A 20,943-nucleotide genomic window follows, 5' to 3' on the forward strand; every position below is an offset into this window, starting at 1 on the left:
CCATTGATGAAGCGACTCGTCTTGCTCGGTGGTGGCCACGCCCATGTGGGCGTGCTGGCGGCCTTGGCCCAAGCGCCCCTGCCAGGCTGGCAGGTGGAGATGGTCACGCCCTTTGAGCGGCAGATCTACTCCGGTATGTTGCCCGGCTGGCTGGCCGGGCAATACAGCCTGGACGAGTGCGCCATTGCGCTCAAGCCCTTGCTTTGGCGAGCGGGGGTGACCTTGCGCCAGACCGCCGGTGTGGGGCTGGACTTGGAGGCCCAGCGCGTGCGCACGGCCGACGGCCAAAGCGTGCCCTATGACCTGCTCTCCATCGACACCGGACCCATGCCCGCGCTGGCCAATCTGCCCGGCGCGCGTGAGCATGCCCAGCCCGTGCGGCCCATCGAAGACTTTGTCGCGGCCTGGCCGGCCCTGGCCCAGCGCATCGCGCGCGCACCGGCCTTCAGGCTGCTGATCCTGGGTGCGGGCGCTGCCGGGGTGGAGCTGGCCTTTGCGCTGCAAGCCCGTGCCCAGAGAGAGGTCTGGCCACAGCTTCACATCGCCCTGTGCGGCAGCAGTGCCTTGCCCTTGCCGGGCATGCCCAGCACGGCCCGGCGCCGCACCACGCGCTGGCTGGACCAGCGCGGCATCGCTTGGCTGGGTGAGCGCCGCGCCAGCCATGTAGAGGAGGGCCAACTGTGTTTTGAAGCCCACCCGCCGGAGCCCTTCGACGCTTGCTGGGTCGTCACCGGTGCCGCCGCGCCCACTTGGCCGGCGGCGAGCGGCCTGGCCGTGGACGAGCGCGGCTTCATCGCCGTCGGCCCCACGTTGCAAAGCCTCAGCCACCCGCAGGTCTTGGCGGCGGGCGACGTGGCCGCGCTCACCGCCAGCCCGCGCCCCAAGTCCGGCGTGTTTGCCGTGCGCGCCGGGCCCGTGCTGGCGCGCAATCTACGCGCCTTGGCACTGGGTGAAGAACCCAGCGCTTGGCAGCCCCAGCGCCGTGCGCTCTACCTGCTCAACACCGCCCAAGACCACGCCCTCGCCACCTGGGGCCCCTTGGTGGCCGATGGGGCGTGGGCTTGGGCATGGAAGGACAGCATTGATCGGGGGTTTATGGCCAGGTTTGGGGGCGATCGGCCTTAGGCCAGGGCCCCCTCAGCCCTCAGCCTTCAGCCCCTGCGCGCCTTCACTGCCGCGCTCAGCACGTCCAGCACTTTCACCGAGTCATCCCAGTTGATGCAGGCATCGGTGATGCTTTGGCCGTAGGTCAGGGCGCTGGCATCATCTTTGCCCGGGGTGAATTTCTGGGCGCCGGCGATGAGGTGGCTTTCGACCATCACGCCGAAGATGTGGCGGCTGCCATTGCTGATTTGCTCAGCAATGTCGGTGGCCACGTCGATCTGCCGCTGGTGCTGCTTGCTGGAGTTGGCGTGGCTGCAGTCCACCATCAAGGTCGGTGGCAGCTTGGCGGCTTCCAGCTCTTTGCAGGCGGCCGCCACTGAGACGCGGTCGTAGTTGGGCGCTTTGCCGCCGCGCAGGATGACGTGGCAGTCTTTGTTGCCCTTGGTCTCGACGATGGCGACCTGGCCGTTCTTGTGAATCGACAAGAAGTGGTGCGGCTTGCTGGCGGCTTGGATGGCGTCGCAGGCAATCTTCAGATTGCCGTCGGTACCGTTCTTGAAGCCGACGGGGGCGGACAGGCCGGAGGACAGCTCACGGTGCACCTGGCTTTCGGTAGTGCGCGCGCCAATCGCGCCCCAAGAGATCAGGTCGCCGATGTACTGGGGGCTGATCACGTCCAAGAACTCTGAGCCGGCGGGCACGCCCATGCGGTTGATCTCCAGCAGCAGTTGGCGGGCAATGCGCAGGCCTTCGTCGATGCGGTAGCTCTCGTCCAGGTAGGGGTCGTTGATCAGGCCCTTCCAGCCGACAGTGGTGCGCGGCTTTTCGAAGTAAACGCGCATCACGATCTCCAGCGTGTCGGCGTACTTGTCGCGCTCGGCCTTCAGGCGGCGGGCGTACTCCAGTGCCGCGGCTGGGTCGTGGATGGAGCAGGGGCCGATCACCACCAGCAGCCGGTCGTCCTTGCCGGTGACCAGCTTGCGGATGGTCTGGCGGGTGGACTTGATGAGCTTTTCAATCGGGGTGCCTGCCACCGGGAAGAAGCGGATCAGGTGCTCGGGCGGCGGCAGCGGTGTCACGTCCTCGATGCGCTGGTCATCGGTTTCGCTGGTGCGCTCGCTGAAGCACAGGCCAGTGCGCAGGTCGCTGGCGGGGGTCACAGACTTGGCATTCATCAAAAGCTCCTTGGGGAGGGTGCAGGCTGGAAGGCGGGCAAAAAAAAACCGCCGGGAGGGCCGGCGGTTCTTTGAGGGTTTGTTCGCTTGTATCAGGTGCGCGCGTTTGCCTCTTGAGCCGCCTTGAAGGGCAAGAACCAAAAGTAGGCAAAAAAGAAAGCGGGTGCACGCATGATGGGCGGACTTTAGCATGGGCTGGCTGGCGGGAGGCTGACAGTCGTGGGGTCGCGGTAGCGCGGTATAGCCGTTATGCTGCGTCGCTCAAATCATGAGATGGTGGAGCAATGAAGCGACGGACTCTTTTGCAAGCCGCAGGCCTGAGTGCAGCGGTGTTGGGATGTGGTGGTGGTGGAGATGCGCCAACACCGCCAACACCGCCACCACCGCCCGCGCCCCCGCCTCCATCTGGAGGTCGGAACATCCTGATGATCTCCATCGATGATCTCAACGATTGGGTCGGGTTCCTGAAGGGGCATCCACAAGTCAAGACACCAAACATCGACGCTTTGGCGGCACGGTCCACCGTGTTTGAGCGCGCCTACTGCACTGCGCCCACCTGTACCGGCTCACGGGCCGGCGCGCTGACGGGGCTGTCGGTGCAATCCACGGGTGTCTGGGACCTGAACCATACCTTCAGGGCGCTGAACCCTGGTAAGCCGATGGTGGATGACATGCTGCGTAGCGCGGGGTTTACTACCCAAATCATCGGCAAGGTAGATCATGTGTTCAAACTGGGCGATCAACCTCTGCCCGACACCATCCCTTATGCCAATAAGAGCTGTGCCAATGTGCCCACACTTGGCGTTGGCGCATTTGACTGGGGCCCGACGGAGGGGCCGGATAGTGATCATCCGGACTACCGCTTCGCCCAAGCCGGTATTGATTTCTTGGCTCAGGCGTCCACCACTCAACCCTTTTACTTGGCTGTAGGCTTGGTTCGTACGCATGTGGGTTGGTACGTGCCCAAGCGCTTCTTCGACATGTATCCCAAAGACAGTTTGGTGCTGCCGAGCCCGCCGATCGACGATTTGGATGACCTTGGCCCTGCTGGCAAAGCCATGGCCTTGAAGTTCAATTTTCACGATTGCATCACCCGGCAAAACCTCTGGGCAGATGCGGTGCAGGCCTACCTTGCCAGCATCTCCTGGGTCGACGAACAGGTGGGGCGGTTGATCGCAGCCCTAGAAGCGAGCCCTCATGCAAAGACCACCAACGTAGTACTTTGGAGTGACCACGGCTTTCATCTAGGTGAAAAGTTTCATTGGCACAAGCAAGCGCTGTGGGAGCGCAGCACGCGAGTGCCGTTTCTCTTCAAACCTGCGACTCAAAGTGCGGGTACCACGGTCAGCGCTTGCGTCAGTTTGAGGGATATGGTTCCTACACTGCTGGACTATGCGGGTGTCGCACCGGCTTACACCATGGACGGTCGCAGCCTCAGAGGTTTAGTGGAGCAACCAAAGCGCGAGTGGAATGTGCCGGTGCTGACCACTCACCAACAACATGACCATGCGGTGCGTACCGAGTCTTGGCGCTACATCCGCTATGCGAATGGCGAGCGCGAGTTGTATGACGTGCGCCAGGACCCAGAGGAATATCGTAATTTGGCTGGCGAGGCCGCCAATGCTGCCGTGATGGCTGAGCTGGATCAGCTGATGCCCCCTCGGCCGAATTGAGTTGAACTTAAGTGTGATCTGCGAGAGAACCTAACTGCTGTTTACGTTCATGCGCTGACCTTTTTCTGCCGAAACCCCTGACATGCGTGGCTGCTGGTTGCCACGCCTTGGTAACTGGGGGCAGGCATGGTCGGTACAAACGCCGTTGGGCAGCAGTGTGCAAAACGTAACCATCTCAGGCGGACGCACTTCTTTGGATTGACCTTGCTCGCGGCTTGGGCGCTCGTGGCTTGCGGTGGTGGCGGGGGCGGTGGCGAGGTGCCCACGGGCGTGACTCCTCCCACAGAGCCGCCTGCGGCTATCCCAGGTGACGACGGGCAAAGCACGGGTCCAGCGTTGAATCTCAACGCTGAAAGCTTCCGTTTCAAGCCGTCGGCAGCCCATGCTGAGCTCGCAGCATTGGAAGCAGTCGTTGATCAGGGATCCCTCTTCGCGGCATGGAACCCGAACGATCCGAATACAGCGCTGAAGCCTGGCATGAAAGTCATGTTTTTTGGAACTGCCGAGGGCTGCACCGCCAATACTCAAGGACCCTTGCAAGCCATACCAAACACTCGCTTGGCAGAGTTAGCCGAACTCACCGGCCTGGCCGTCAATGCAGTCTCTGATCGCTTGACGTGGACCCCCTCGGGGGATGTGGATGGGTGTGAGAGCAGCACTCGCAGTCGAGCGGGCGGATCGTCTGTGTTCGTCAATGCTGACAATCAGAAGGGTGCTGTTGCGCTGGTGACGACGTCTGGGCCTCAGGCAGATGGACGTGCCCCTTTCTTGGGGCCATTCAATGCGCAGGGGCAGAACGGGCAAGGAGCGAATGCCTACATCTCAGGTAGCTTTGTGAACTTCCGCCAACCCTGGTGGAAGGCAGATCCACTTCAGCCGTGGCTCACCAGTGGCACGGCCAGAATTCAAAGCGTGCAGAGTGTCGGCGGGGTAAGAGTGCCGAGCGCCTCAAGTGTCGTCGTTCAAGCCAAACAACAAATGATGGCAACCTTTCTGAATACTTCTTGTGCCCGGGAGCTGTCGGCCCAGGGCAAGCCGTGCCAAATACAGTACCTCTTCAATACCAGCATTCAGCGATCTGGTGTGTCCGACTGGTCGCTCGTTGACTGGTTCAATAAGCCCGGCATTTGGTTTGATCCCGCGCAGGGCAATATTCCTGTTGTCGATGGGCCCGTGCCTAGCGCAGGTCGCGCCGCCATCGAGCCAACGATGGGCGTGGCGCTATACAGCTCCCAAGGTAGCAGTACGCAGTACAGAGCTTTCGCCGGCCGCACGTTTGATGTAACCATTACGTTTGAACAGCTGAAACACGTATTGCGCTACACGACGGCTAAAGCCACATCTTCTGCTCTGGAAACTCTCTCCGATGCGCAACTGCGAAGTGAATGGGGCACAGGTTGGGACCAGCCGTCCGCATGGGTGTTGCTGTCCGCTGACATTGGGCAAGAGGTTTACAACCCTGCTGCGGGGCTGAGAGTCGAGATCGCCGGAGGATTCAGCTCAATGTTTGTAGGCCCCCAGTAAACTGACTGAATGTCACTGAACATTGTTGCTTTCGAGCCGCTTCTGCGAGTCATGGGCCTCAAGCCCACCTTGGCTCGTTTTGCACCCAAGAGCCGGTTTCGCACCCTCAAGACGATACTGCTGAGGGACAGTCCGTTGACGTCCTCGTTGAAGGCGGACTTCGACGACAGCTGTTTCTTGACTCTACCTGTAGAGGCCGATATTGAGACATGGTGCAGTCAGGTTACGCTGCAACTCCATGCCGGCAAGCTGCGCTATAGCGGCGTACATCTGGCCTTCTTGAGTAACCGCTGTGCTCTGAGTGTCGTGCTTGGTGATGATCAATTGAAAGTCATCATCGGCTCAGATTGCATCATCCGTGGCGGCTGGCAACTATTCGGGCGAGCCACCGTGTTTGTGGGTGATTGCACCACCATGGGGCAGGTTCGATTGATCGGGGCACGTGCAGATGTTGTGATTGGTGATGACTGCCAGTTTTCGGATGAGGTCATTCTGCAGTCAAGCGACCAGCATCCGATCTTTGACCTTGAGTCTGGATTGGTGGTCAACGCAGACCGTCGCTCCATCTGGATTGATCGTCATGTCTGGATTGGCCGCAGAGCAATGGTTTTGCCAGATGCATGCATCGGTGCAGGCAGCATCGTGGCTGCTGGCGCGGTCGTGACTCAAGAGATACCCAAAGAATGCCTTGCCGCGGGCGTACCTGCCCGCGTGGTCAAGCAAAAAGTGGGATGGGCGAGAGAGTTTGGGCAAAAGCCGCCGCAAATCTGCGGCGATACCATCGACGTTGCTGACAACGACTAGCGGCGCGAAATGCCACCATCGAACAAGATCGGTGCGCGCCCATCAGGGCGCATCTTTGCCAAGGCGTAATGGCGGCATGAAAAACCATCACCTGTCGGCATTAGATGCTCGTGATAGTCAGCACCAATCCTGCTCATGTAATTTGCCTTGACACTCTTCGGGGCGAAGTGAAGCACGTAGCTGCGTCGCGTATGCAAAGTGCTGATACGTGTGCCGCCGTGCGGCAAGTCTGCATGCCAAAGCAACACATCACCCTTCTTTGGCAAGAAGGTCTCAAGGGTCAGGCCGGCCGCCTCGGAGCGCTCCCGTAGGCTCTTGAGGTAACGCTGATGCTCTTCAACTCCATCTTGAGACTGAATCCAGTGCTTTCGTGTGCCGCCGAAGAGATCGTGTGGCAGTCGGTGTCCGCCTGGGTAGTAACAAAGCTCTCCTGTACCAGGCTGCACATCTTCCAAAGCAATCCAGATGGCAGCCAATGCCAAAGGCTTTCGAGAGACAACGTATGCGGTATCTTGGTGCACCGCTTGCTGTGAACCATACTCAAAGTACAGCGACTGGATGGCCAGTGCCGGTTCCCCGAATATCAAATTCAGCAGCCGTGACGCTCGGGGTGTGAAGACCGCCTCACGGGCCGCTGCTGAGACGGCGTACAGATCAATGATACGGTGACCTAGGTGAAACTCCTCGATATGTGCTGGGTTGATATAGGCCCCTTTATCCCGGACGACATAGTCGCCTGGGTTCGATCTCACACGATGTGCGTCAGCTACGATCTGATCAGCCAAAGCCTCGGAAATGGCCCCAGGAATGACCAAATAGCCCTGCGAGATGAACTGTCGCAAGTCGGCCGCAGCTAGCGCATCGAGACCCAGCCGATCGGCCTGATCTAGGGCATTGTTTTGGTCGATCCACAACTCCCCGAGAGGCGAATCAGCCGCTCTAGGCACTTTGGGCGATGCGTCAGCATCGGAGTTGGCGGGCGCTGGTGTCGCCGCTTCCCTTTTCTTAAAAAATCCGAACATTAATTCTCCTCCTGATCTTCGGGTCTGTAACCTGGCCTCTCTGGGCTTCTTCTCAATGGGCTTAGGCAGTCCCCCCCACCGTCAGCCGCTCAATGCGCAGCGTGGGCTGGCCCACGCCCACGGGCACGCTTTGGCCGTCTTTGCCGCAGGTGCCGACGCCGCTGTCGAGTTGAAGGTCGTTGCCGATCATGCTGACACGGCCCATGGCTTCGGGGCCGTTGCCGATCAGGGTGGCGCCCTTGACGGGGTAGAGGATCTTGCCGTTCTCAACCCAGAAGGCTTCGGAGGCTGAGAACACGAACTTGCCGCTGGTGATGTCGACCTGGCCGCCGCCAAAGTTGGTGGCGTAGAGGCCGCGCTTGATGCTGGCGACGATTTCCTCGGGGCTCTTGTCGCCGGGCAGCATATAGGTGTTGGTCATGCGCGGCATGGGCACGTGGGCATAGCTTTCGCGGCGGCCGTTGCCGGTGGGCTTCACGCCCATCAGGCGGGCGTTCATGCTGTCTTGCATATAGCCGCGCAGGATGCCGTCTTCGATCAGCACATTGCGCTGGGTCGGGTTGCCTTCGTCGTCCACATTGAGCGAGCCACGACGGTCGGCCATGGTGCCGTCGTCCAGCACCGTCACGCCCTTGGCGGCCACGCGCTGGCCGATGCGGCCGGAGAAGGTGGACGAGCCCTTGCGGTTGAAGTCGCCTTCCAGGCCGTGGCCCACGGCTTCGTGCAGCATCACGCCGGGCCAGCCGGGGCCTAGCACCACGGTCATCTCACCGGCGGGCACCGGGCGGCTCTCCAGGTTGGTCAGAGCGGCGTTCACCGCCTGATCCACGTATTGCTCAAGTTGCGCTTGCTGGAAGTAGCCCAGGCCAAAGCGGCCACCGCCGCCGCCCGAGCCCACTTCGCGGCGGCCGTTTTGCTCGGCAATCACCGTCAGGGACAAGCGCACCAGCGGGCGCACGTCGGCGGCCCGGGTGCCGTCAGCGCGGGCCACCATCACCACGTCGTACTCGGCTGCCACACCGGCCATGACCTGCACGATGCGCGGGTCGCGGGCGCGGGCCATTTGTTCGATCTTCTCCAGCAGCGCGACCTTCTGGGTGCTGTCCAGCGAGGCGATCGGGTCCATGGGCGCATACAGCGTGCGGCTGCGCGCTAACTTGGTCGGCGTGCCCACCTTGACGCGGCGGCTCTGGCCAGCGGCGGCAATGCTGCGCACGGTGCGGGCGGCGTCCAGCAGCGCGGCGTCAGACAGATCGTCGGAATAGGCAAAGGCGGTTTTCTCGCCGGCCACCGCCCGCACACCAACGCCTTGGTCGATGGAGAAGCTGCCACTTTTGACGATGCCCTCTTCCAGGCTCCAGCCTTCATGGCGGGTGTACTGGAAGTAAAGGTCAGCGTCATCGACCTTGTGCTCGCCAATGGTGGCCAAGGCCCGCGCCAGGCTGGCCTCGTTCAGACCGTAAGGGTCAAGCAGCAATTGCTGGGCCTGGGCCAAGCGCTCAAGAGTGGGGTCGCGAGAGATCATCGGCGGATTGTAGGAGCCCGCCCCTCTTCGTGGGGAACAGGGATTTACGTGTCTTTGCATAGCCGGGGTCGGCTGCCCGGGTGCGGCTGTCGTTGAATCAAGGCCTCGCAGCACAACGCGCTGCGAACAAACCCAAACCCACCGCAGGAGTTGATATGAAGATTCGCACCACCTTGACTGCCCTTGGCCTGGCTTTGGCCGCTGCTGGCACCTTTGCTCAAACCACGAACCCGCCCGCAGTGCCCCCGATGACAGGCGCTGCCTCCAAGCCTCTGGACATGAATGCCCGCGAAAAGATGCAGGAAAAGCGCATCGAAAAGGGCATGGCCAACGGCGAGATCAGCAAGCACGAAGCCAAGCGCCTGAAGATGGAGCAGCGCGGCATTGACCGTGCCCAGAAGCGCGCCGAAGCGGATGGCCAGGTGACCGACAAAGAGCGCGCCCGCATCGACCGCATGCAAGACCGCGCCAGCAAGGACATCAAGCGCCAGCGCCATGATGAGCAAAAAGCCAAGCCCCCCGTGGATGGCGGCGCGCCCAAGCAATAAACAAGGCTGAACGCGCGTCCTGTCAGGCCTGAGGGCTCAGGTCATTCGTCAGCCGCGTCCTCGTCGTCCGCCGCTTGCCGCAAGGCCAGCGCGCGGGCGTACAGCGCATTGCGCGGGGCGCCGCACAAATCGGCCACCAGGCTGACGGCCTGTTTCAGAGGCAGCAGCGGCACCAAGGTCTGCAAGGCCCGCTCCGCCGCTTCTGGGATCGCAGCCTCGTCTTCAGCCCCCACCACCTGAGCGTGCAGCACGATCGCAAACTCACCCCGGCCGCGCTGGGTGTCCGCAGCCAGCCAGGCCGGCAGCTCGGCGGCCGGCAGGGTGCAGATCTGCTCGAATTGCTTGGTGAGCTCCCGGCAGACCGTCACCAGCCGCTGGGGGCAGGTGCTGGCCAGGCCGCCAAACAAGGTGTCGATGCGGTGCGGCGCTTCAAACAGCACGGTGCTGCGCACCTCAGCCGCCGCCGACGCCAGCGCTTGGGCTCGCTCCTGGCCCTTGGCCGGCAAGAAACCCGCAAACACATGGCCCAGGGGCGCACCCGCGTCGCCCGCCACGCTCAGGGCCGTGACCACGCTGCTGGCGCCGGGCAGTGGCATCACGCGCAAGCCGGCAGCCCGCACTTGGGCCACCAAGATGGCGCCAGGGTCCGACACACCGGGCGTGCCCGCATCGCTGACATAGGCCACACGCTCCCCGGCCTGCAGGCGCGCCAGCACCTTGGCCGAGGCCTCATGCTCGTTGTGGTCGTGCAGGGCGATCAGGGGTTTGTGCAGCCCCAAATGACGCAGCAGGCCGGCGCTGACCCGCGTATCCTCGCAAGCCACGGCATCGCACAGCGCCAACACATGAATGGCGCGCAGGCTGAAGTCCGCCAAATTGCCGATGGGCGTGGCCACCATATAAAGCGTGCTGGGCGGGTGTTGCTGCCCGCCCGCCACACTGGCAGCCACAGACACAAGCGACGAGGACGAGGAGGGGGTGATGGTCACGGCAAGCAAGCAGAAGCCAGCGCAACAGCCGGCGCCGAATGTCGGGGTGAGGGGCGAAACAGGAGCCCAGGCCGAGGCCCAAGCGCTGGAGGTCTTGCGCCGCCACGGGCTGACGCTGGTCGAGCGCAATTATCGGGTGGCCCGCGGGCCCTCGCGCCGAGCCGGTGAAATCGACCTCATCATGCGCGATCGCGACGGCACCTTGGTGTTCATCGAGGTGCGCGCGCGGCGCAATGCCCGCCATGGCGGAGCCGCCGCCAGCGTCACGCACAGCAAACAGGCCAAGCTCATTTTTGCGGCCCAGTGTTACCTCAGCCGTCTGCCGCATCTGCCGCCGTGTCGTTTTGATGTGGTGGCGGTCGACGCGGGTGAGGTGCAGTGGCTCAAAGCGGCCTTTGAGGCCTATTGATCCCGCCGGTGCGGTCTTCATCGGCCGGCCGGAACTTTTCTGAGCGGCTGCGCCACTTATCATCATGAACATGCTTGAACAGCGCATCCAACAACATTTCTTCGAATCGGCGGACCTGATGTATCAGGTGGCCGAGCACCTCTCGCGGCCGATTGCTGAAGCCGCACAGATCATCACCACCTGCCTGACCAGCGGCGGCAAATTGCTGGTCCATGCTCACGGCGGCCCGGAATTGGCGCAGGCCTTCAGTGCCCGCCTGCTGCAGGGCTTTGAGCGCGACCGACCGGCGCTGGCCGCTGTGCCACTGGCGACGCTCAACGCGGAAGCCTTGGCGCAGTTGGCGGCCTTGGGTCATCCCGGCGATTTGCTGGTAGCCCTGTGCCCGCAAGACGAAGACGCGCTGACGGCCGAGCTGATGGCTCAAGCCCATGCCAAAGACATGGGCGTGGTCATGCTCAGCGGTGGCATGGGGGGCCATTGGCCCTCATTGCTGCGCGATACCGACGTCTGGATCGCGGTGCCGCACGAGCGCCGTGCGCGGGTTCAAGAGCTGCATTTGCTGGCGCTGCATGCCTTGTGCGACGCCATTGACATTCAACTGCTGGGCGCCCACGAAGGCGCTTGAGCATTCTCCACTTGAGGGACTCTCCCATGCATTTCCGACGCACTTTGATGGCCGCAGCCTTGGCCAGTGCCACCTTGTTGAGCGCCTGTGCGCCCCTGCTTTTGGGCGGGGCGGCGGTCAGTGGCGCCTTGATGGTCACCGACCGTCGCACCTCGGGTGCCCAAGTCGAAGACCAGGGCATTGAGCTCAAAGGCGAGAGCCGCTTGAGGGCTGCGTTGGGTGACCGCGCCCACCTGAACGTCACCAGCTACAACCGCACGGCCTTGATCACCGGTGAGGTGGCCAATGAGGCTGATCGGCAGTTGGTGGAGAGCACGATCCAAGGCGTGGAGAACGTCAAGGCGGTGGTCAATGAGACGGCGGTGGCGGGCCTGAGCTCACTGACCTCGCGCACCAATGACACCATCATCGCCAGCAAGGTCAAGGCCAGCTTTGTCGAAGCCAAAGACCTGCAAGCCAACAGCATCAAGGTGGTTGGCGAGCGCGGCATCATTTATCTGATGGGTCGCGTCACGGAGCGCGAGGCCGCCCGGGCCGCTGAAGTGGCGCGCGGCGTGTCCGGTGTGCAAAAGGTGGTGCGGGTGTTCGAGATCCTCAGCGAGGAGGAACTCAAGGCCCTGCAGCCCGAGCCCAAGGCCAAGCCGGCACAACAGCCCGCACAGTGAGCGTCTCTCGGTCGGCGCCTCCTGCTGGCCCCCGCGTCGCGGCGGGCCAGCGCAGGGCTTAGCGCAGGCGCTTGATCAGGCTGGAGGTGTCCCAGCGCCGGCCGCCCATGGCCTGCACATCGGCGTAGAACTGATCCACCATGGCGGTGGCGGGCAAGGTGGCGCCGTTGCGGCGCGCTTCTTCCAGCACCAGGCCCAGGTCTTTACGCATCCAGTCGACGGCAAAGCCAAACTCGAACTGGTCGTCCACCATGGTCTTGCCACGGTTGTCCATCTGCCAGCTCTGGGCCGCGCCCTTGCCGATGACGTCCAGCACGGCCTTCATGTCCAGGCCGGCTTTTTGCCCAAAAGCAATGCCTTCGGCCAAGCCTTGCACCAGTGAGGCGATGCAGATTTGATTCACCATCTTGGCCAACTGGCCCGCACCCGAGGGGCCTAACAGCGTGACGGCGCGCGAGTAAGCCATGGCGACGGGGCGCATGGCTTCAAAGGCCGAGGCCTCGCCGCCGCACATCACCGTCAGCACGCCATTGACGGCGCCGGCTTGGCCGCCGGAGACGGGCGCATCCACAAACCACAGGCCGCGTGCGCGGGCGGCTTGGGCCAGCTCGCGCGCGACTTCCGCGGACGCCGTGGTGTGGTCGACAAACACGCTGCCCGGCGCCATGCCCGCAAACGCACCGTCTTCCCCCAAGACCACCGAGCGCAGGTCGTCGTCATTGCCCACGCAGGCAAACACGATGGCCGCGCCTTGGGCTGCCTCGCGCGGGGTGGGGGCTGCTTGGCCGCCGTGCTCAGCCACCCAAGCCTGGGCTTTGCTGGCGGTGCGGTTGTAGACGGTGACGGCATGGCCCGCCTTGCGCAAATGGCCGGCCATGGGGCCACCCATCACGCCCAGACCCAAAAACGCCAAGGCCTGGGGGGCGACAGGAGCTTCAGACATGAGGATGACTTAAACGATGGTGAGGTGTTCGGTGCCGGCGGCCAAATCGGTCACGCGGGCGCGCTTGCTGTTGAGCTTGATGTTCAGGCGCAGGTCGTTGACGGAGTCGGCATTGCGCAGCACGTCCTCATACGCCACGGCATGGGCTTCGTAGAGGTCGAACAGCGACTGGTCAAAAGTCTGCATGCCCTGCTCGCGCGAGCGCTTCATCAGGTCTTTGATCTCAGAGACTTCGCCCTTGAAGACCAGGTCCGACATCAAGGGCGTGTTGAGCATGATCTCCACCGCCGCAATGCGGCCCTTGCCTTCTTGGCGTGGCAGAAGGCGTTGCGAGATCATGCCTTTCAGGTTGAGTGACAAGTCCATCAACATCTGCGCGCGGCGGTCATCGGGGAAGAAGTTGATGATGCGATCCAGCGCTTGGTTGGCACTGTTGGCGTGCAAGGTAGCCATGCACAGGTGGCCGGTCTCGGCGAAGTTGATGGCCAGCTCCATGGTCTCGCGATCGCGGATTTCGCCCATCAAAATCACATCAGGCGCTTGGCGCAGCGAGTTCTTCAGCGCCACTTGCCAGTCGTCGGTGTCCACGCCGATTTCGCGTTGGGTCACCACGCAGTTCTTGTGGGGGTGCACAAACTCCACCGGGTCTTCCACGGTGATGATGTGGTCAAAAGCATTTTCATTGCGCCAGTCCACCATGGCCGCCAGCGAGGTGCTTTTGCCCGAGCCCGTGGCGCCCACCACGATCACCAAGCCACGCTTGGTCATGGCTACATCTTTGAGGATCTTGGGCAGGCCCAAGTCGTCAATGGTGGGCAATTGCGAGGGAATCGTCCGCAGCACCAGGCCGACATGGCCTTGCTGCATGAAAGCGCTGACGCGGAAGCGGCCAATGCCTTGGGGCGAGATGGCGAAGTTGCATTCCTTGGTGCGCTCGAAGTCTGCGGCTTGGCGGTCGTTCATCAAGGCGCGTGCCAAGGCCACGGTGTGGGCGCCCGAGAGCGGCTGTGGCGAGACCTTGGTGACCTTGCCGTCGACCTTGATGGCCGGCGGAAAGTCAGCGGTCAAGAACAAGTCTGAGCCACTGCGGGTGACCAATAAGCGCAGCAAATCGCTGACGAATTTCGAGGCCTGATCGCGTTCCATGAAAACTCCCTTGAGGCTCAGTGCGTGTCTGCACGAACCAATTGCACCGACAAGCGGGCGCTGATCTGCCGCAGGCGCAGCGACAAGCGTTTGCCCAGCCAGAGCGCCAATTCGGCCCCTAAACGGGGCTCCTCAGCCAGCAATCGGCTCAGGCTGTGGCTGGACAGCACGGCCACCGTCACCGGCGTCAAGGCCACACACGTGCCCAGGCGCGTGCCGCCATCCAGCATGGAGAACTCGCCCAGCACATCGCCGCCACGCATTTCACCCAAGCGGACCTTGTGGCCTGAGGGCTGCAGCCGGTCTTCGGCCACGCTGCCATCGAGCACCAGCAAGATGAAATCGCCTTGCTCGTCTTGAGCAAACAAGCGCTTGCCGGCCTCGACCCGGGCGTAATCAAAGTAGTTGCCCATGGCATGCAGCCACTCGACGCCCAGGCTGAGCATGGCCGGGTCTTGCACCAGCAGGCGCACCAGCAACTGCGTGCCCGTGGCTTGTGCCACCGGCGAGGCTTGCAGGTCTGGCGCGCGGTGGCTCCAGCGCACAAACAGCCGGGTGTCAGTGGCTTGGTGGTCGACGAACTGGGTGGCGTAATAGCCCGAGTCCGCAGAGGTGCTGAGCTGGAACACGGGCTTTTGAGGCTTGCTGCTCCACAGACGCGAAATGAATTGCCACATGCTCAAGGTGAGGTTTAGCCAGGGAACATTTCTGGCGATTTGGCCCGCGTGCGAGCCTCGGCTGCGGCGATGATATTGCGGCGTACCAGATCGGCCAAGGCCTGATCCAGGGTTTGCATGCCCATGCTCTGGCCGGTTTGGATGGCCGAGTACATCTGCGCAACCTTGTTCTCGCGGATCAGGTTGCGGATGGCCGGCGTGCCCAGCATGATCTCGTGGGCGGCCACACGGCCGTTACCGTCCTTGGTCTTGCACAGCGATTGCGAGATCACCGCGACCAGCGACTCCGACAACATCGCGCGCACCATGTCTTTTTCAGCCGCGGGGAACACGTCGACGATACGGTCAATGGTTTTGGCGGCCGAGGAGGTGTGCAGCGTGCCGAACACTAAGTGGCCGGTTTCGGCAGCCGTCAGTGCCAGGCGGATGGTTTCCAGGTCGCGCAACTCACCCACCAAGATGGCGTCCGGGTCTTCACGCAGCGCGGCGCGCAGGGCGTTGGAGAAGCTCAGTGTGTGAGGGCCGACTTCGCGCTGGTTGACCAAGCACTTCTTGGACTCGTGCACAAATTCGATCGGGTCTTCCAGCGTCAGGATGTGGCCGTAGTGGCTCTCGTTGAGGTGGTCCACCATGGCCGCCAGCGTGGTGGACTTGCCGGAGCCCGTCGGCCCGGTCACCAGCACCAAGCCACGCGGCTTGAGTGCCAAGTCGGCAAAGACGGCCGGGCAGTTCAGCTGAGTCAGGGTTTGGATCTTGGACGGAATGGTCCGGAACACGGCGCCCGAGCCGCGGTTCTGGTGATAGGCATTCACCCGGAAGCGGGCCAAGCCTTGCACTTCAAAGCTGAAGTCGCACTCCAGCGTGTCTTCATAGTGCTTGCGCTGGCTGTCATTCATGATGTCGTAGACCATCGCGTGCACCTCTTTGTGCGACAGCGGGTCGACATTGATGCGGCGCACATCCCCGTGCACGCGAATCATGGGTGGCAAACCGGCAGACAGGTGAAGGTCAGACGCCTTGTTCTTGACAGAAAAGGCCAGCAGTTGGGTGATGTCCATGGATGCGAATGCCCGCAAAAAGTGGCTCAGGGAATCGGCAGGTCAGGGGCCAAGCCAGCCCCTGGTTTATCCTCCCACCATCATGTTCAGTATCGCCGAGAACCTTCAAGACTTGAGCCTCCGTGTGCAGCGTGCCTGTGAGCAAGCGCAACGGTCTGCCAAGGATGTCACTGTGTTGGCGGTGAGCAAGACTTGCCCGGCTGATGCGGTGCGCCAAGCCTATGCGGCAGGCCAGCGGGCCTTTGGCGAGAACTATGTGCAAGAGGCGGTCGAGAAGATGGCCGCGCTGGTCGACTTGCGGCCACACCTCAGTTGGCACCTGATCGGCCCACTGCAGTCCAACAAGACAAGGGTCGTGGCCGAGCACTTCGACTGGGTCCACTCGGTCGACCGGCTCAAGATTGCTCAGCGCCTGAGCGAGCAGCGCCCGGACCATTTGCCGCCTTTGCAAGTCTGCTTGCAGGTCAATATCAGCGGCGAATCGAGCAAAAGTGGGCTCTCTGCGGCAGAACTGCCGGCCGTAGCGCAGGCTGTGGCGGCCTTACCCCGGCTGCACCTGCGCGGCTTGATGGCCGTGCCTGCGCCGGCCGAGGGCTTGGCCGCCCAGCGCGAGCCGCACCGGGCCTTGGCCGCTTTGTGGGCGCAACTGCGGGCTCAAGGGCTGGCACTCGATACTCTGTCCATGGGCATGAGCCATGACCTGGAAGCCGCAGTGCTGGAAGGCGCCACGCTGGTTCGGGTGGGCACCGCCATATTTGGCAGCCGCCCCCTCAAGACACCATCTCCGACACAAACACCCCTTGCATGAACTCCTGCGTGGGCTCGGTCAGCCACGCCACACCCTTGAACAGCTCAGGCCAGGCGATGGGCAGAAAGTCTTGGTCATTGAGCTCACCCGCCAAGAAGGCCGCTTGTAGGGCCGGTGACAAGGTGGTGGAACTGGCGGACTGGGGTGCGGGGTGTTGCACGACGGTCTCCTCGGGTGGGGGAGGCCGCATCATGGCGGCCCACCTCAGCCTTGCCCATCGCCCCAGCGGGGGGCCACTTGGGGGAGCGGGAAACTACCGCACCCTTTGGGGGGCATCAGGAGGAGGGGGAGGCGCGGCTCAGGCCCCCAGGCTCAGCGTCGTGGTGTTTTTGACCTCTTCCATCACTGCATAAGTGCGGGTCTCCCGCACACCGGGCAGTGACCAGATCACATCCCCCACAAAGGAGCGGTAAGCGCTCATGTCAGAGACACGGGTCTTGAGCAGGTAGTCAAAGCCTCCCGCCACCAGGTGGCACTCCAGGATCTCCGGCCGCACCTGCACGGCGGCGCGGAAGCTGTCCATCACGTCATGCACGGTGCGGTCGAGCAGCACCTCGACAAACACCATCAGCCCCGCGCCCAGCTTATTGGGGTTGAGCTTGGCCTCATAGCCCAGGATGTAGTTCTCCCGGGTCAGGCGCTTGACGCGCTCCAGCACAGCCGTGGGCGAGAGATGCACCTCCTCAGCCAGTTTGAGGTTGCTGATGCGCCCGTCTTTTTGGAGGACGCGCAAGATGCGCAGGTCGATTTTGTCGAGACCGCGCTCTGCATCTGAAAGGTCTAAAGGCACTTTCATACCGGGGAAAACTCCGTCAAGACCATAAAACTCCGAATCTTTTTCAGTAATTGTGGCTTTAAGCTGCAATTCTTACCAGTCAGGTTTTCTACTGCCATGAACACCCTCACCGCAACCGCTCCGGCCTCCTTTTCTGTGCCAGCGCCTCACCAGCGCCTGCCTTTTGCCTATCTGCCGGAGGCCCAGGCCTTGGCCGCGGCGCGTGCGCGGCTCGGCGCGGTGACGGAGTGGAGTGCTGTGATCGAGCACGCCCGCCCCTGGATCCGGGCGGTGCGTGAGAAGCCGGCACCCTTTTGGGCCATGGAGTCCTTGCTCAAGGAGTACCCCATCTCCAGCGCCGAAGGCCTGGCCTTGATGCGCCTGGCCGAGGCCCTGCTGCGGGTGCCGGATGTCGAAACCGCGGTGGCCTTGACGGCGGATCAGTTGGGCCGGGCTGACTTTGACCAGACCGACGGTGGGGTCTGGGCCGGCTTGTCCGCCAGCGCCATCGCCATGTCCAAGAAGTTCCTGCCCGGCGCCGAAGAAGAGGCGGGGTTGCTGAAGCGCCTGGGCGCTCGCACCGTGGTGGCTGCCACCGTGCGCGCCATCCAACTGCTGGGCCGTCAGTTTGTGCTGGGCCGCACCATTGGCGAGGCCATGAGCGAGGCCGCCAGCCAGCGCAAAGCCCTGTCCAATCTGCGCTTCTCCTATGACATGCTGGGCGAAGGCGCCCGCACCGAGGACGACGCCCGCCGCTATCTGGCCTCGTATGCCAATGCCATCAAGACGATTGCCGTGGCGCAAGGCACCCACACCCGCGGCCCAGAGGGTGCCGATGGCATCTCCATCAAGCTCTCGGCCTTGTTCTCGCGCTATGAAGACGCCCAGCGCGAGCGCGTCTTTGCCGAGCTGCTGCCCCGCGTCTGGAGCCTGATCGAGCAGGCCGCCACGGCCAACCTCAACCTCACCATTGACGCCGAAGAGGTCGACCGGCTGGAGCTGTCGCTGGACGTGTTCGAAGCCTTGGCCGCCCGCATCAGCCGCAGCTACCCGCACTGGCGTGGCTTTGGCCTGGCCGTGCAGGCCTACCAGACTCGTGCGCTGGCCGTGGTCGACGAAGTCGCCCGCATTGCCCGCGAGCACGGCTTGCGCTTCATGGTTCGCTTGGTCAAGGGCGCCTACTGGGACGGCGAGATCAAGCGCGCCCAAGAGCTGGGCTTGGCCGGCTATCCGGTCTACACCCACAAGCCGCACACCGATGTCTCTTACCTGGCCTGCGCCCAAGCGCTGCTCGGCCATCGCAAGGTCATCTACCCGCAGTTCGCCACCCACAACGCCGGCACCATCTCGGCCATCACCCGCATGGCCGCACAGGCCGGCGCCGAGCCGGACAAAGACTACGAGATGCAGCGCCTGCATGGCATGGGTGACGGCATCTACCGCGAAGTGCTGGCCGACGGCCACATGGCTTGCCGCGTCTATGCCCCGGTGGGCGAGCATCGCGACTTGCTGGCCTACTTGGTGCGCCGCCTGCTGGAGAACGGCGCCAATTCTTCCTTTGTGCACCAATTGGCCGACGAGCAAGTGCCCACCGACGAGTTGCTCTCTTCCCCGCTGGACGCCTGCGTGGCGGGCGAGCACATCGAGGCCTTCCCGCTGCCGCATGCACTGTATGGCGAGGGCCGCCGCAACTCCACCGGGGCTGACTTGACCTGCCTGGTGCAGCGCCGCCCGCTGGACGAGGCCATTGCCAAAACCCATGTGCCCCCGGTGCCTGAGGCCAGCACGGCTCAGATCGAGCTGGCCATGGGCACGCTGCACACCGGCTTTGAGGCCTGGAGCGCCCGTCCCTTGGCCGAGCGCGCCGCCATCATCCGCAAGGCCGGTGACCTGCTGGATGCCCGCTTGGCCGAGTTCTGCGGCCTGCTGGTCAAAGAGGCGCACAAGACCCTGGGCGACTGCGTGGCCGAAGTGCGCGAGGCGGTGGACTTCTGCCGCTACTACGCCGACCAAGCCGAACAGCGCCTGGCCGAGCAAACCTTGCCCGGCCCCACCGGCGAGAGCAACACCTTGCGCCTGCATGGCCGCGGCGTGTTCGTCTGCATCAGCCCCTGGAACTTCCCGCTGGCCATCTTTGCCGGCCAAGTGGTGGCCGCTTTGGTGACGGGCAACACCGTGGCCGCCAAGCCCGCCGAGCAAACCCCGGCCGTGGCCCAGCGCATGGTCGAGCTGCTGCGCGAAGCCGGCGTGCCCGAAGACGCCTTGATCTTGCTGCATGGCCCTGGTGAAACCGTGGGCGCAGGCTTGGTGGCCGACGCCCGCACCGCTGGTGTCTGCTTCACCGGCTCCACCCAAGTGGCGCGTTTGATCAACCGCGCCCTGGCCCAAAAAGACGGCCCCATCGTGCCGCTGATTGCTGAAACCGGCGGCCTGAATGCCATGCTGGTGGACAGCACGGCCCTGCCCGAGCAAGTGGTCGACGCCGTGGTGCAAAGCGCCTTCCGCTCGGCCGGCCAGCGCTGCTCTGCGCTGCGCCTGCTGTGCGTGCACGAGGGCATTGCCGACGGTGTGATCGAGATGATCAAGGGCGCCATGGCCGAGCTGAGCGTGGGCGACCCGGCGCTTTTGGCCACCGATGTCGGCCCGGTCATCGACGACGAGGCCTTCACCGGTATCAGCCGCCATGTCGAGCGCCTGCGCCGCGAGGCCAAGCTGCTGGGCGAAACCGCGCTGTCCGCAGGCAGCGCCGCCGTGCCGCGCTTGGTGGCCCCCATCGCCTTTGAGCTGCCCCGCATCAGCGACCTGCGCCAAGAGATTTTTGGCCCGGTGTTGCACGTGGTGCGTTGGAGCGGCGACGTGGACGCCGTGGTGCGCGAGATCAACGCCCTGGGCTATGGCCTGACCTTCGGCATCCAAACCCGCATCGACAGCCGCGCCGCCCGCCTGGCCCACCAGGCCCGCATCGGCAATGTCTATGTGAACCGCAACATGATCGGCGCCGTCGTCGGCGTCCAACCCTTCGGCGGCGAAGGCCTCTCCGGCACCGGCCCCAAGGCCGGTGGCCCGCACTACCTCTACCGCTTCTGCGCCGAACAAACCGTGACCATCAATACGGCAGCGGCGGGGGGCAATGCCACGCTGTTGGCGGGGGGGCATTGAGGGGGGTGCTCAGGTCATTGCGCTTGGGCGTCGCTGGCTATTCGGTGAGTTGCTTGATCGGCCTTATAGCTGGCTTGGCGGTTCTCAGGCTGACCGGTGGAGGACTGCCTGGCCCTGTCGCGGGGCAGTCCCCAGGGCTCATGGAGAGGCGGTCGGCTAAAGCCGACTCCCTTCGGTGCTCGGGCAAGGCCGTGCGCCGTCAAACTCCCTCCGCTCGCCTGCGGCTCGCTATGGTCAAACCCTTCCGGCGAGGTTGTTTTTGAAGCGCGCGGTTACGCGCGCCACGCCCTTGCCCTGCGCGCCTCAGCGCCTCT

The 20,943-nt window shown here is 63.4% G+C and carries 20 protein-coding genes; 10 read left to right on the forward strand and 10 right to left on the reverse strand.

What is annotated here, in order from left to right; translation table 11 throughout:
- Positions 1-6: 6 nt before the first annotated feature.
- Positions 7-1,125 (forward strand): slr1591 family oxidoreductase, encoded by a 1,119-nt coding sequence (locus KAK11_RS03615; RefSeq protein WP_210806224.1) that lies wholly within the window; start codon positions 7-9, stop codon positions 1,123-1,125.
- A 26-nt stretch (positions 1,126-1,151) separates the two neighbouring features.
- On the opposite strand, the gene KAK11_RS03620 is transcribed toward KAK11_RS03615, so the two are convergent.
- Positions 1,152-2,279 (reverse strand): 3-deoxy-7-phosphoheptulonate synthase, encoded by a 1,128-nt coding sequence (locus KAK11_RS03620; protein ID WP_210806226.1) that lies wholly within the window; start codon positions 2,277-2,279, stop codon positions 1,152-1,154.
- A gap of 425 nt (positions 2,280-2,704) precedes the next feature.
- On the opposite strand from KAK11_RS03620, the gene KAK11_RS03625 reads away from it, so the two are divergent.
- From KAK11_RS03625 to KAK11_RS03635, 3 genes are all read left to right on the forward strand, one after another.
- Positions 2,705-3,952: a sulfatase gene (locus tag KAK11_RS03625; RefSeq protein WP_210806228.1), complete on the forward strand. Its 1,248-nt coding sequence runs from the start codon at positions 2,705-2,707 to the stop codon at positions 3,950-3,952.
- Positions 3,953-4,288: 336 nt separating this feature from the next.
- Positions 4,289-5,476 carry a hypothetical protein gene (locus KAK11_RS03630; RefSeq protein WP_210806230.1) on the forward strand — a complete coding sequence of 396 codons (1,188 nt, stop codon included), beginning with the start codon at positions 4,289-4,291 and terminating at the stop codon, positions 5,474-5,476.
- A 9-nt stretch (positions 5,477-5,485) separates the two neighbouring features.
- Positions 5,486-6,280, forward strand: coding sequence for an acyltransferase (locus KAK11_RS03635; protein ID WP_210806232.1), 795 nt, complete (start codon positions 5,486-5,488; stop codon positions 6,278-6,280).
- Here KAK11_RS03635 and KAK11_RS03640 read toward each other — a convergent pair.
- Both KAK11_RS03640 and tldD read right to left on the reverse strand, forming a co-directional pair.
- Positions 6,277-7,302, reverse strand: a complete 1,026-nt coding sequence (locus tag KAK11_RS03640) for a phytanoyl-CoA dioxygenase family protein (protein WP_210806234.1) — start codon at positions 7,300-7,302, stop codon at positions 6,277-6,279. The genes KAK11_RS03635 and KAK11_RS03640 overlap by 4 nt on opposite strands.
- Positions 7,303-7,363: 61 nt before the next feature.
- Positions 7,364-8,827 carry a metalloprotease TldD gene (tldD, locus tag KAK11_RS03645; protein ID WP_210806236.1) on the reverse strand — a complete coding sequence of 488 codons (1,464 nt, stop codon included), beginning with the start codon at positions 8,825-8,827 and terminating at the stop codon, positions 7,364-7,366.
- A gap of 155 nt (positions 8,828-8,982) precedes the next feature.
- Between tldD and KAK11_RS03650 the strand changes: the two genes are divergently transcribed.
- A complete protein-coding gene (locus KAK11_RS03650) occupies positions 8,983-9,375 on the forward strand; it encodes a hypothetical protein (protein WP_210806238.1) in 393 nt (130 codons plus the stop codon).
- Between the two features lie 41 nt (positions 9,376-9,416).
- Here the strand turns inward: KAK11_RS03650 and rsmI are convergent, their stop codons facing one another.
- Positions 9,417-10,364 carry a 16S rRNA (cytidine(1402)-2'-O)-methyltransferase gene (rsmI, locus tag KAK11_RS03655; RefSeq protein ID WP_310737735.1) on the reverse strand — a complete coding sequence of 316 codons (948 nt, stop codon included), beginning with the start codon at positions 10,362-10,364 and terminating at the stop codon, positions 9,417-9,419.
- On the opposite strand from rsmI, the gene KAK11_RS03660 reads away from it, so the two are divergent.
- From KAK11_RS03660 to KAK11_RS03670, 3 genes are all read left to right on the forward strand, one after another.
- Positions 10,357-10,773: a YraN family protein gene (locus KAK11_RS03660; RefSeq protein ID WP_210806240.1), complete on the forward strand. Its 417-nt coding sequence runs from the start codon at positions 10,357-10,359 to the stop codon at positions 10,771-10,773. The genes rsmI and KAK11_RS03660 overlap by 8 nt on opposite strands.
- 64 nt (positions 10,774-10,837) lie before the next feature.
- Entirely contained in the window at positions 10,838-11,398 is a 561-nt protein-coding gene (locus tag KAK11_RS03665; RefSeq protein WP_310737736.1) for an SIS domain-containing protein, read from the forward strand.
- Positions 11,399-11,424: 26 nt separating this feature from the next.
- Positions 11,425-12,063 carry a BON domain-containing protein gene (locus KAK11_RS03670; protein WP_210806242.1) on the forward strand — a complete coding sequence of 213 codons (639 nt, stop codon included), beginning with the start codon at positions 11,425-11,427 and terminating at the stop codon, positions 12,061-12,063.
- Positions 12,064-12,121: 58 nt separating this feature from the next.
- On the opposite strand, the gene KAK11_RS03675 is transcribed toward KAK11_RS03670, so the two are convergent.
- Genes KAK11_RS03675 through KAK11_RS03690 form a run of 4 tightly spaced genes read right to left on the reverse strand, consistent with a single transcriptional unit; the run spans position 12,122 to position 15,887 of the window.
- Positions 12,122-13,006, reverse strand: coding sequence for an NAD(P)-dependent oxidoreductase (locus KAK11_RS03675; protein WP_210806244.1), 885 nt, complete (start codon positions 13,004-13,006; stop codon positions 12,122-12,124).
- Between the two features lie 9 nt (positions 13,007-13,015).
- Positions 13,016-14,152 carry a PilT/PilU family type 4a pilus ATPase gene (locus tag KAK11_RS03680; protein WP_210806246.1) on the reverse strand — a complete coding sequence of 379 codons (1,137 nt, stop codon included), beginning with the start codon at positions 14,150-14,152 and terminating at the stop codon, positions 13,016-13,018.
- A 17-nt stretch (positions 14,153-14,169) separates the two neighbouring features.
- Positions 14,170-14,829, reverse strand: coding sequence for a cyclic nucleotide-binding domain-containing protein (locus tag KAK11_RS03685; RefSeq protein WP_210806248.1), 660 nt, complete (start codon positions 14,827-14,829; stop codon positions 14,170-14,172).
- Between the two features lie 14 nt (positions 14,830-14,843).
- On the reverse strand, positions 14,844-15,887 hold the full coding sequence (locus KAK11_RS03690) for a type IV pilus twitching motility protein PilT (RefSeq protein WP_210806250.1): 1,044 nt from the start codon (positions 15,885-15,887) through the stop codon (positions 14,844-14,846).
- Between the two features lie 82 nt (positions 15,888-15,969).
- Between KAK11_RS03690 and KAK11_RS03695 the strand changes: the two genes are divergently transcribed.
- Positions 15,970-16,695, forward strand: coding sequence for a YggS family pyridoxal phosphate-dependent enzyme (locus KAK11_RS03695; RefSeq protein ID WP_210806252.1), 726 nt, complete (start codon positions 15,970-15,972; stop codon positions 16,693-16,695).
- Here the strand turns inward: KAK11_RS03695 and KAK11_RS03700 are convergent.
- The gene (locus KAK11_RS03700) at positions 16,658-16,888 is read right to left on the reverse strand and encodes a hypothetical protein (RefSeq protein ID WP_210806254.1); all 231 of its coding nucleotides are present in this window, start codon (positions 16,886-16,888) and stop codon (positions 16,658-16,660) included. The two genes, KAK11_RS03695 and KAK11_RS03700, sit on opposite strands and share 38 nt — an antisense overlap.
- Before the next feature lie 105 nt (positions 16,889-16,993).
- A complete protein-coding gene (locus KAK11_RS03705) occupies positions 16,994-17,491 on the reverse strand; it encodes an Lrp/AsnC ligand binding domain-containing protein (RefSeq protein ID WP_210806256.1) in 498 nt (165 codons plus the stop codon).
- A gap of 96 nt (positions 17,492-17,587) precedes the next feature.
- Here KAK11_RS03705 and KAK11_RS03710 point away from each other — a divergent pair, with 96 nt between their 5' ends.
- Positions 17,588-20,629, forward strand: coding sequence for an L-glutamate gamma-semialdehyde dehydrogenase (locus tag KAK11_RS03710; RefSeq protein ID WP_210806258.1), 3,042 nt, complete (start codon positions 17,588-17,590; stop codon positions 20,627-20,629).
- The last annotated feature ends 314 nt before the right edge of the window (positions 20,630-20,943 follow it).

Source organism: Ideonella paludis (assembly GCF_018069865.1).
Classification (GTDB): Bacteria; Pseudomonadota; Gammaproteobacteria; order Burkholderiales; family Burkholderiaceae_C; genus Ideonella; species Ideonella paludis.

Excerpts from the sequence above, each read along its gene's own strand:
- KAK11_RS03695 (WP_210806252.1), top strand. The coding sequence starts at position 15,970 with ATGTTCAGTATCGCCGAGAACCTTCAAGACTTGAGCCTCCGTGTGCAG.
- KAK11_RS03670 (WP_210806242.1), top strand. The coding sequence starts at position 11,425 with ATGCATTTCCGACGCACTTTGATGGCCGCAGCCTTGGCCAGTGCCACC.
- KAK11_RS03625 (WP_210806228.1), top strand. The coding sequence starts at position 2,705 with ATGATCTCCATCGATGATCTCAACGATTGGGTCGGGTTCCTGAAGGGG.
- KAK11_RS03640 (WP_210806234.1), bottom strand. The coding sequence starts at position 7,302 with ATGTTCGGATTTTTTAAGAAAAGGGAAGCGGCGACACCAGCGCCCGCC.
- KAK11_RS03700 (WP_210806254.1), bottom strand. The coding sequence starts at position 16,888 with ATGATGCGGCCTCCCCCACCCGAGGAGACCGTCGTGCAACACCCCGCA.
- KAK11_RS03635 (WP_210806232.1), top strand. The coding sequence starts at position 5,486 with ATGTCACTGAACATTGTTGCTTTCGAGCCGCTTCTGCGAGTCATGGGC.
- KAK11_RS03685 (WP_210806248.1), bottom strand. The coding sequence starts at position 14,829 with ATGTGGCAATTCATTTCGCGTCTGTGGAGCAGCAAGCCTCAAAAGCCC.
- KAK11_RS03650 (WP_210806238.1), top strand. The coding sequence starts at position 8,983 with ATGAAGATTCGCACCACCTTGACTGCCCTTGGCCTGGCTTTGGCCGCT.
- KAK11_RS03705 (WP_210806256.1), bottom strand. The coding sequence starts at position 17,491 with ATGAAAGTGCCTTTAGACCTTTCAGATGCAGAGCGCGGTCTCGACAAA.
- KAK11_RS03620 (WP_210806226.1), bottom strand. The coding sequence starts at position 2,279 with ATGAATGCCAAGTCTGTGACCCCCGCCAGCGACCTGCGCACTGGCCTG.
- KAK11_RS03615 (WP_210806224.1), top strand. The coding sequence starts at position 7 with ATGAAGCGACTCGTCTTGCTCGGTGGTGGCCACGCCCATGTGGGCGTG.
- KAK11_RS03665 (WP_310737736.1), top strand. The coding sequence starts at position 10,838 with ATGAACATGCTTGAACAGCGCATCCAACAACATTTCTTCGAATCGGCG.
- KAK11_RS03680 (WP_210806246.1), bottom strand. The coding sequence starts at position 14,152 with ATGGAACGCGATCAGGCCTCGAAATTCGTCAGCGATTTGCTGCGCTTA.
- KAK11_RS03690 (WP_210806250.1), bottom strand. The coding sequence starts at position 15,887 with ATGGACATCACCCAACTGCTGGCCTTTTCTGTCAAGAACAAGGCGTCT.
- tldD (WP_210806236.1), bottom strand. The coding sequence starts at position 8,827 with ATGATCTCTCGCGACCCCACTCTTGAGCGCTTGGCCCAGGCCCAGCAA.
- KAK11_RS03710 (WP_210806258.1), top strand. The coding sequence starts at position 17,588 with ATGAACACCCTCACCGCAACCGCTCCGGCCTCCTTTTCTGTGCCAGCG.
- KAK11_RS03660 (WP_210806240.1), top strand. The coding sequence starts at position 10,357 with ATGGTCACGGCAAGCAAGCAGAAGCCAGCGCAACAGCCGGCGCCGAAT.
- KAK11_RS03675 (WP_210806244.1), bottom strand. The coding sequence starts at position 13,006 with ATGTCTGAAGCTCCTGTCGCCCCCCAGGCCTTGGCGTTTTTGGGTCTG.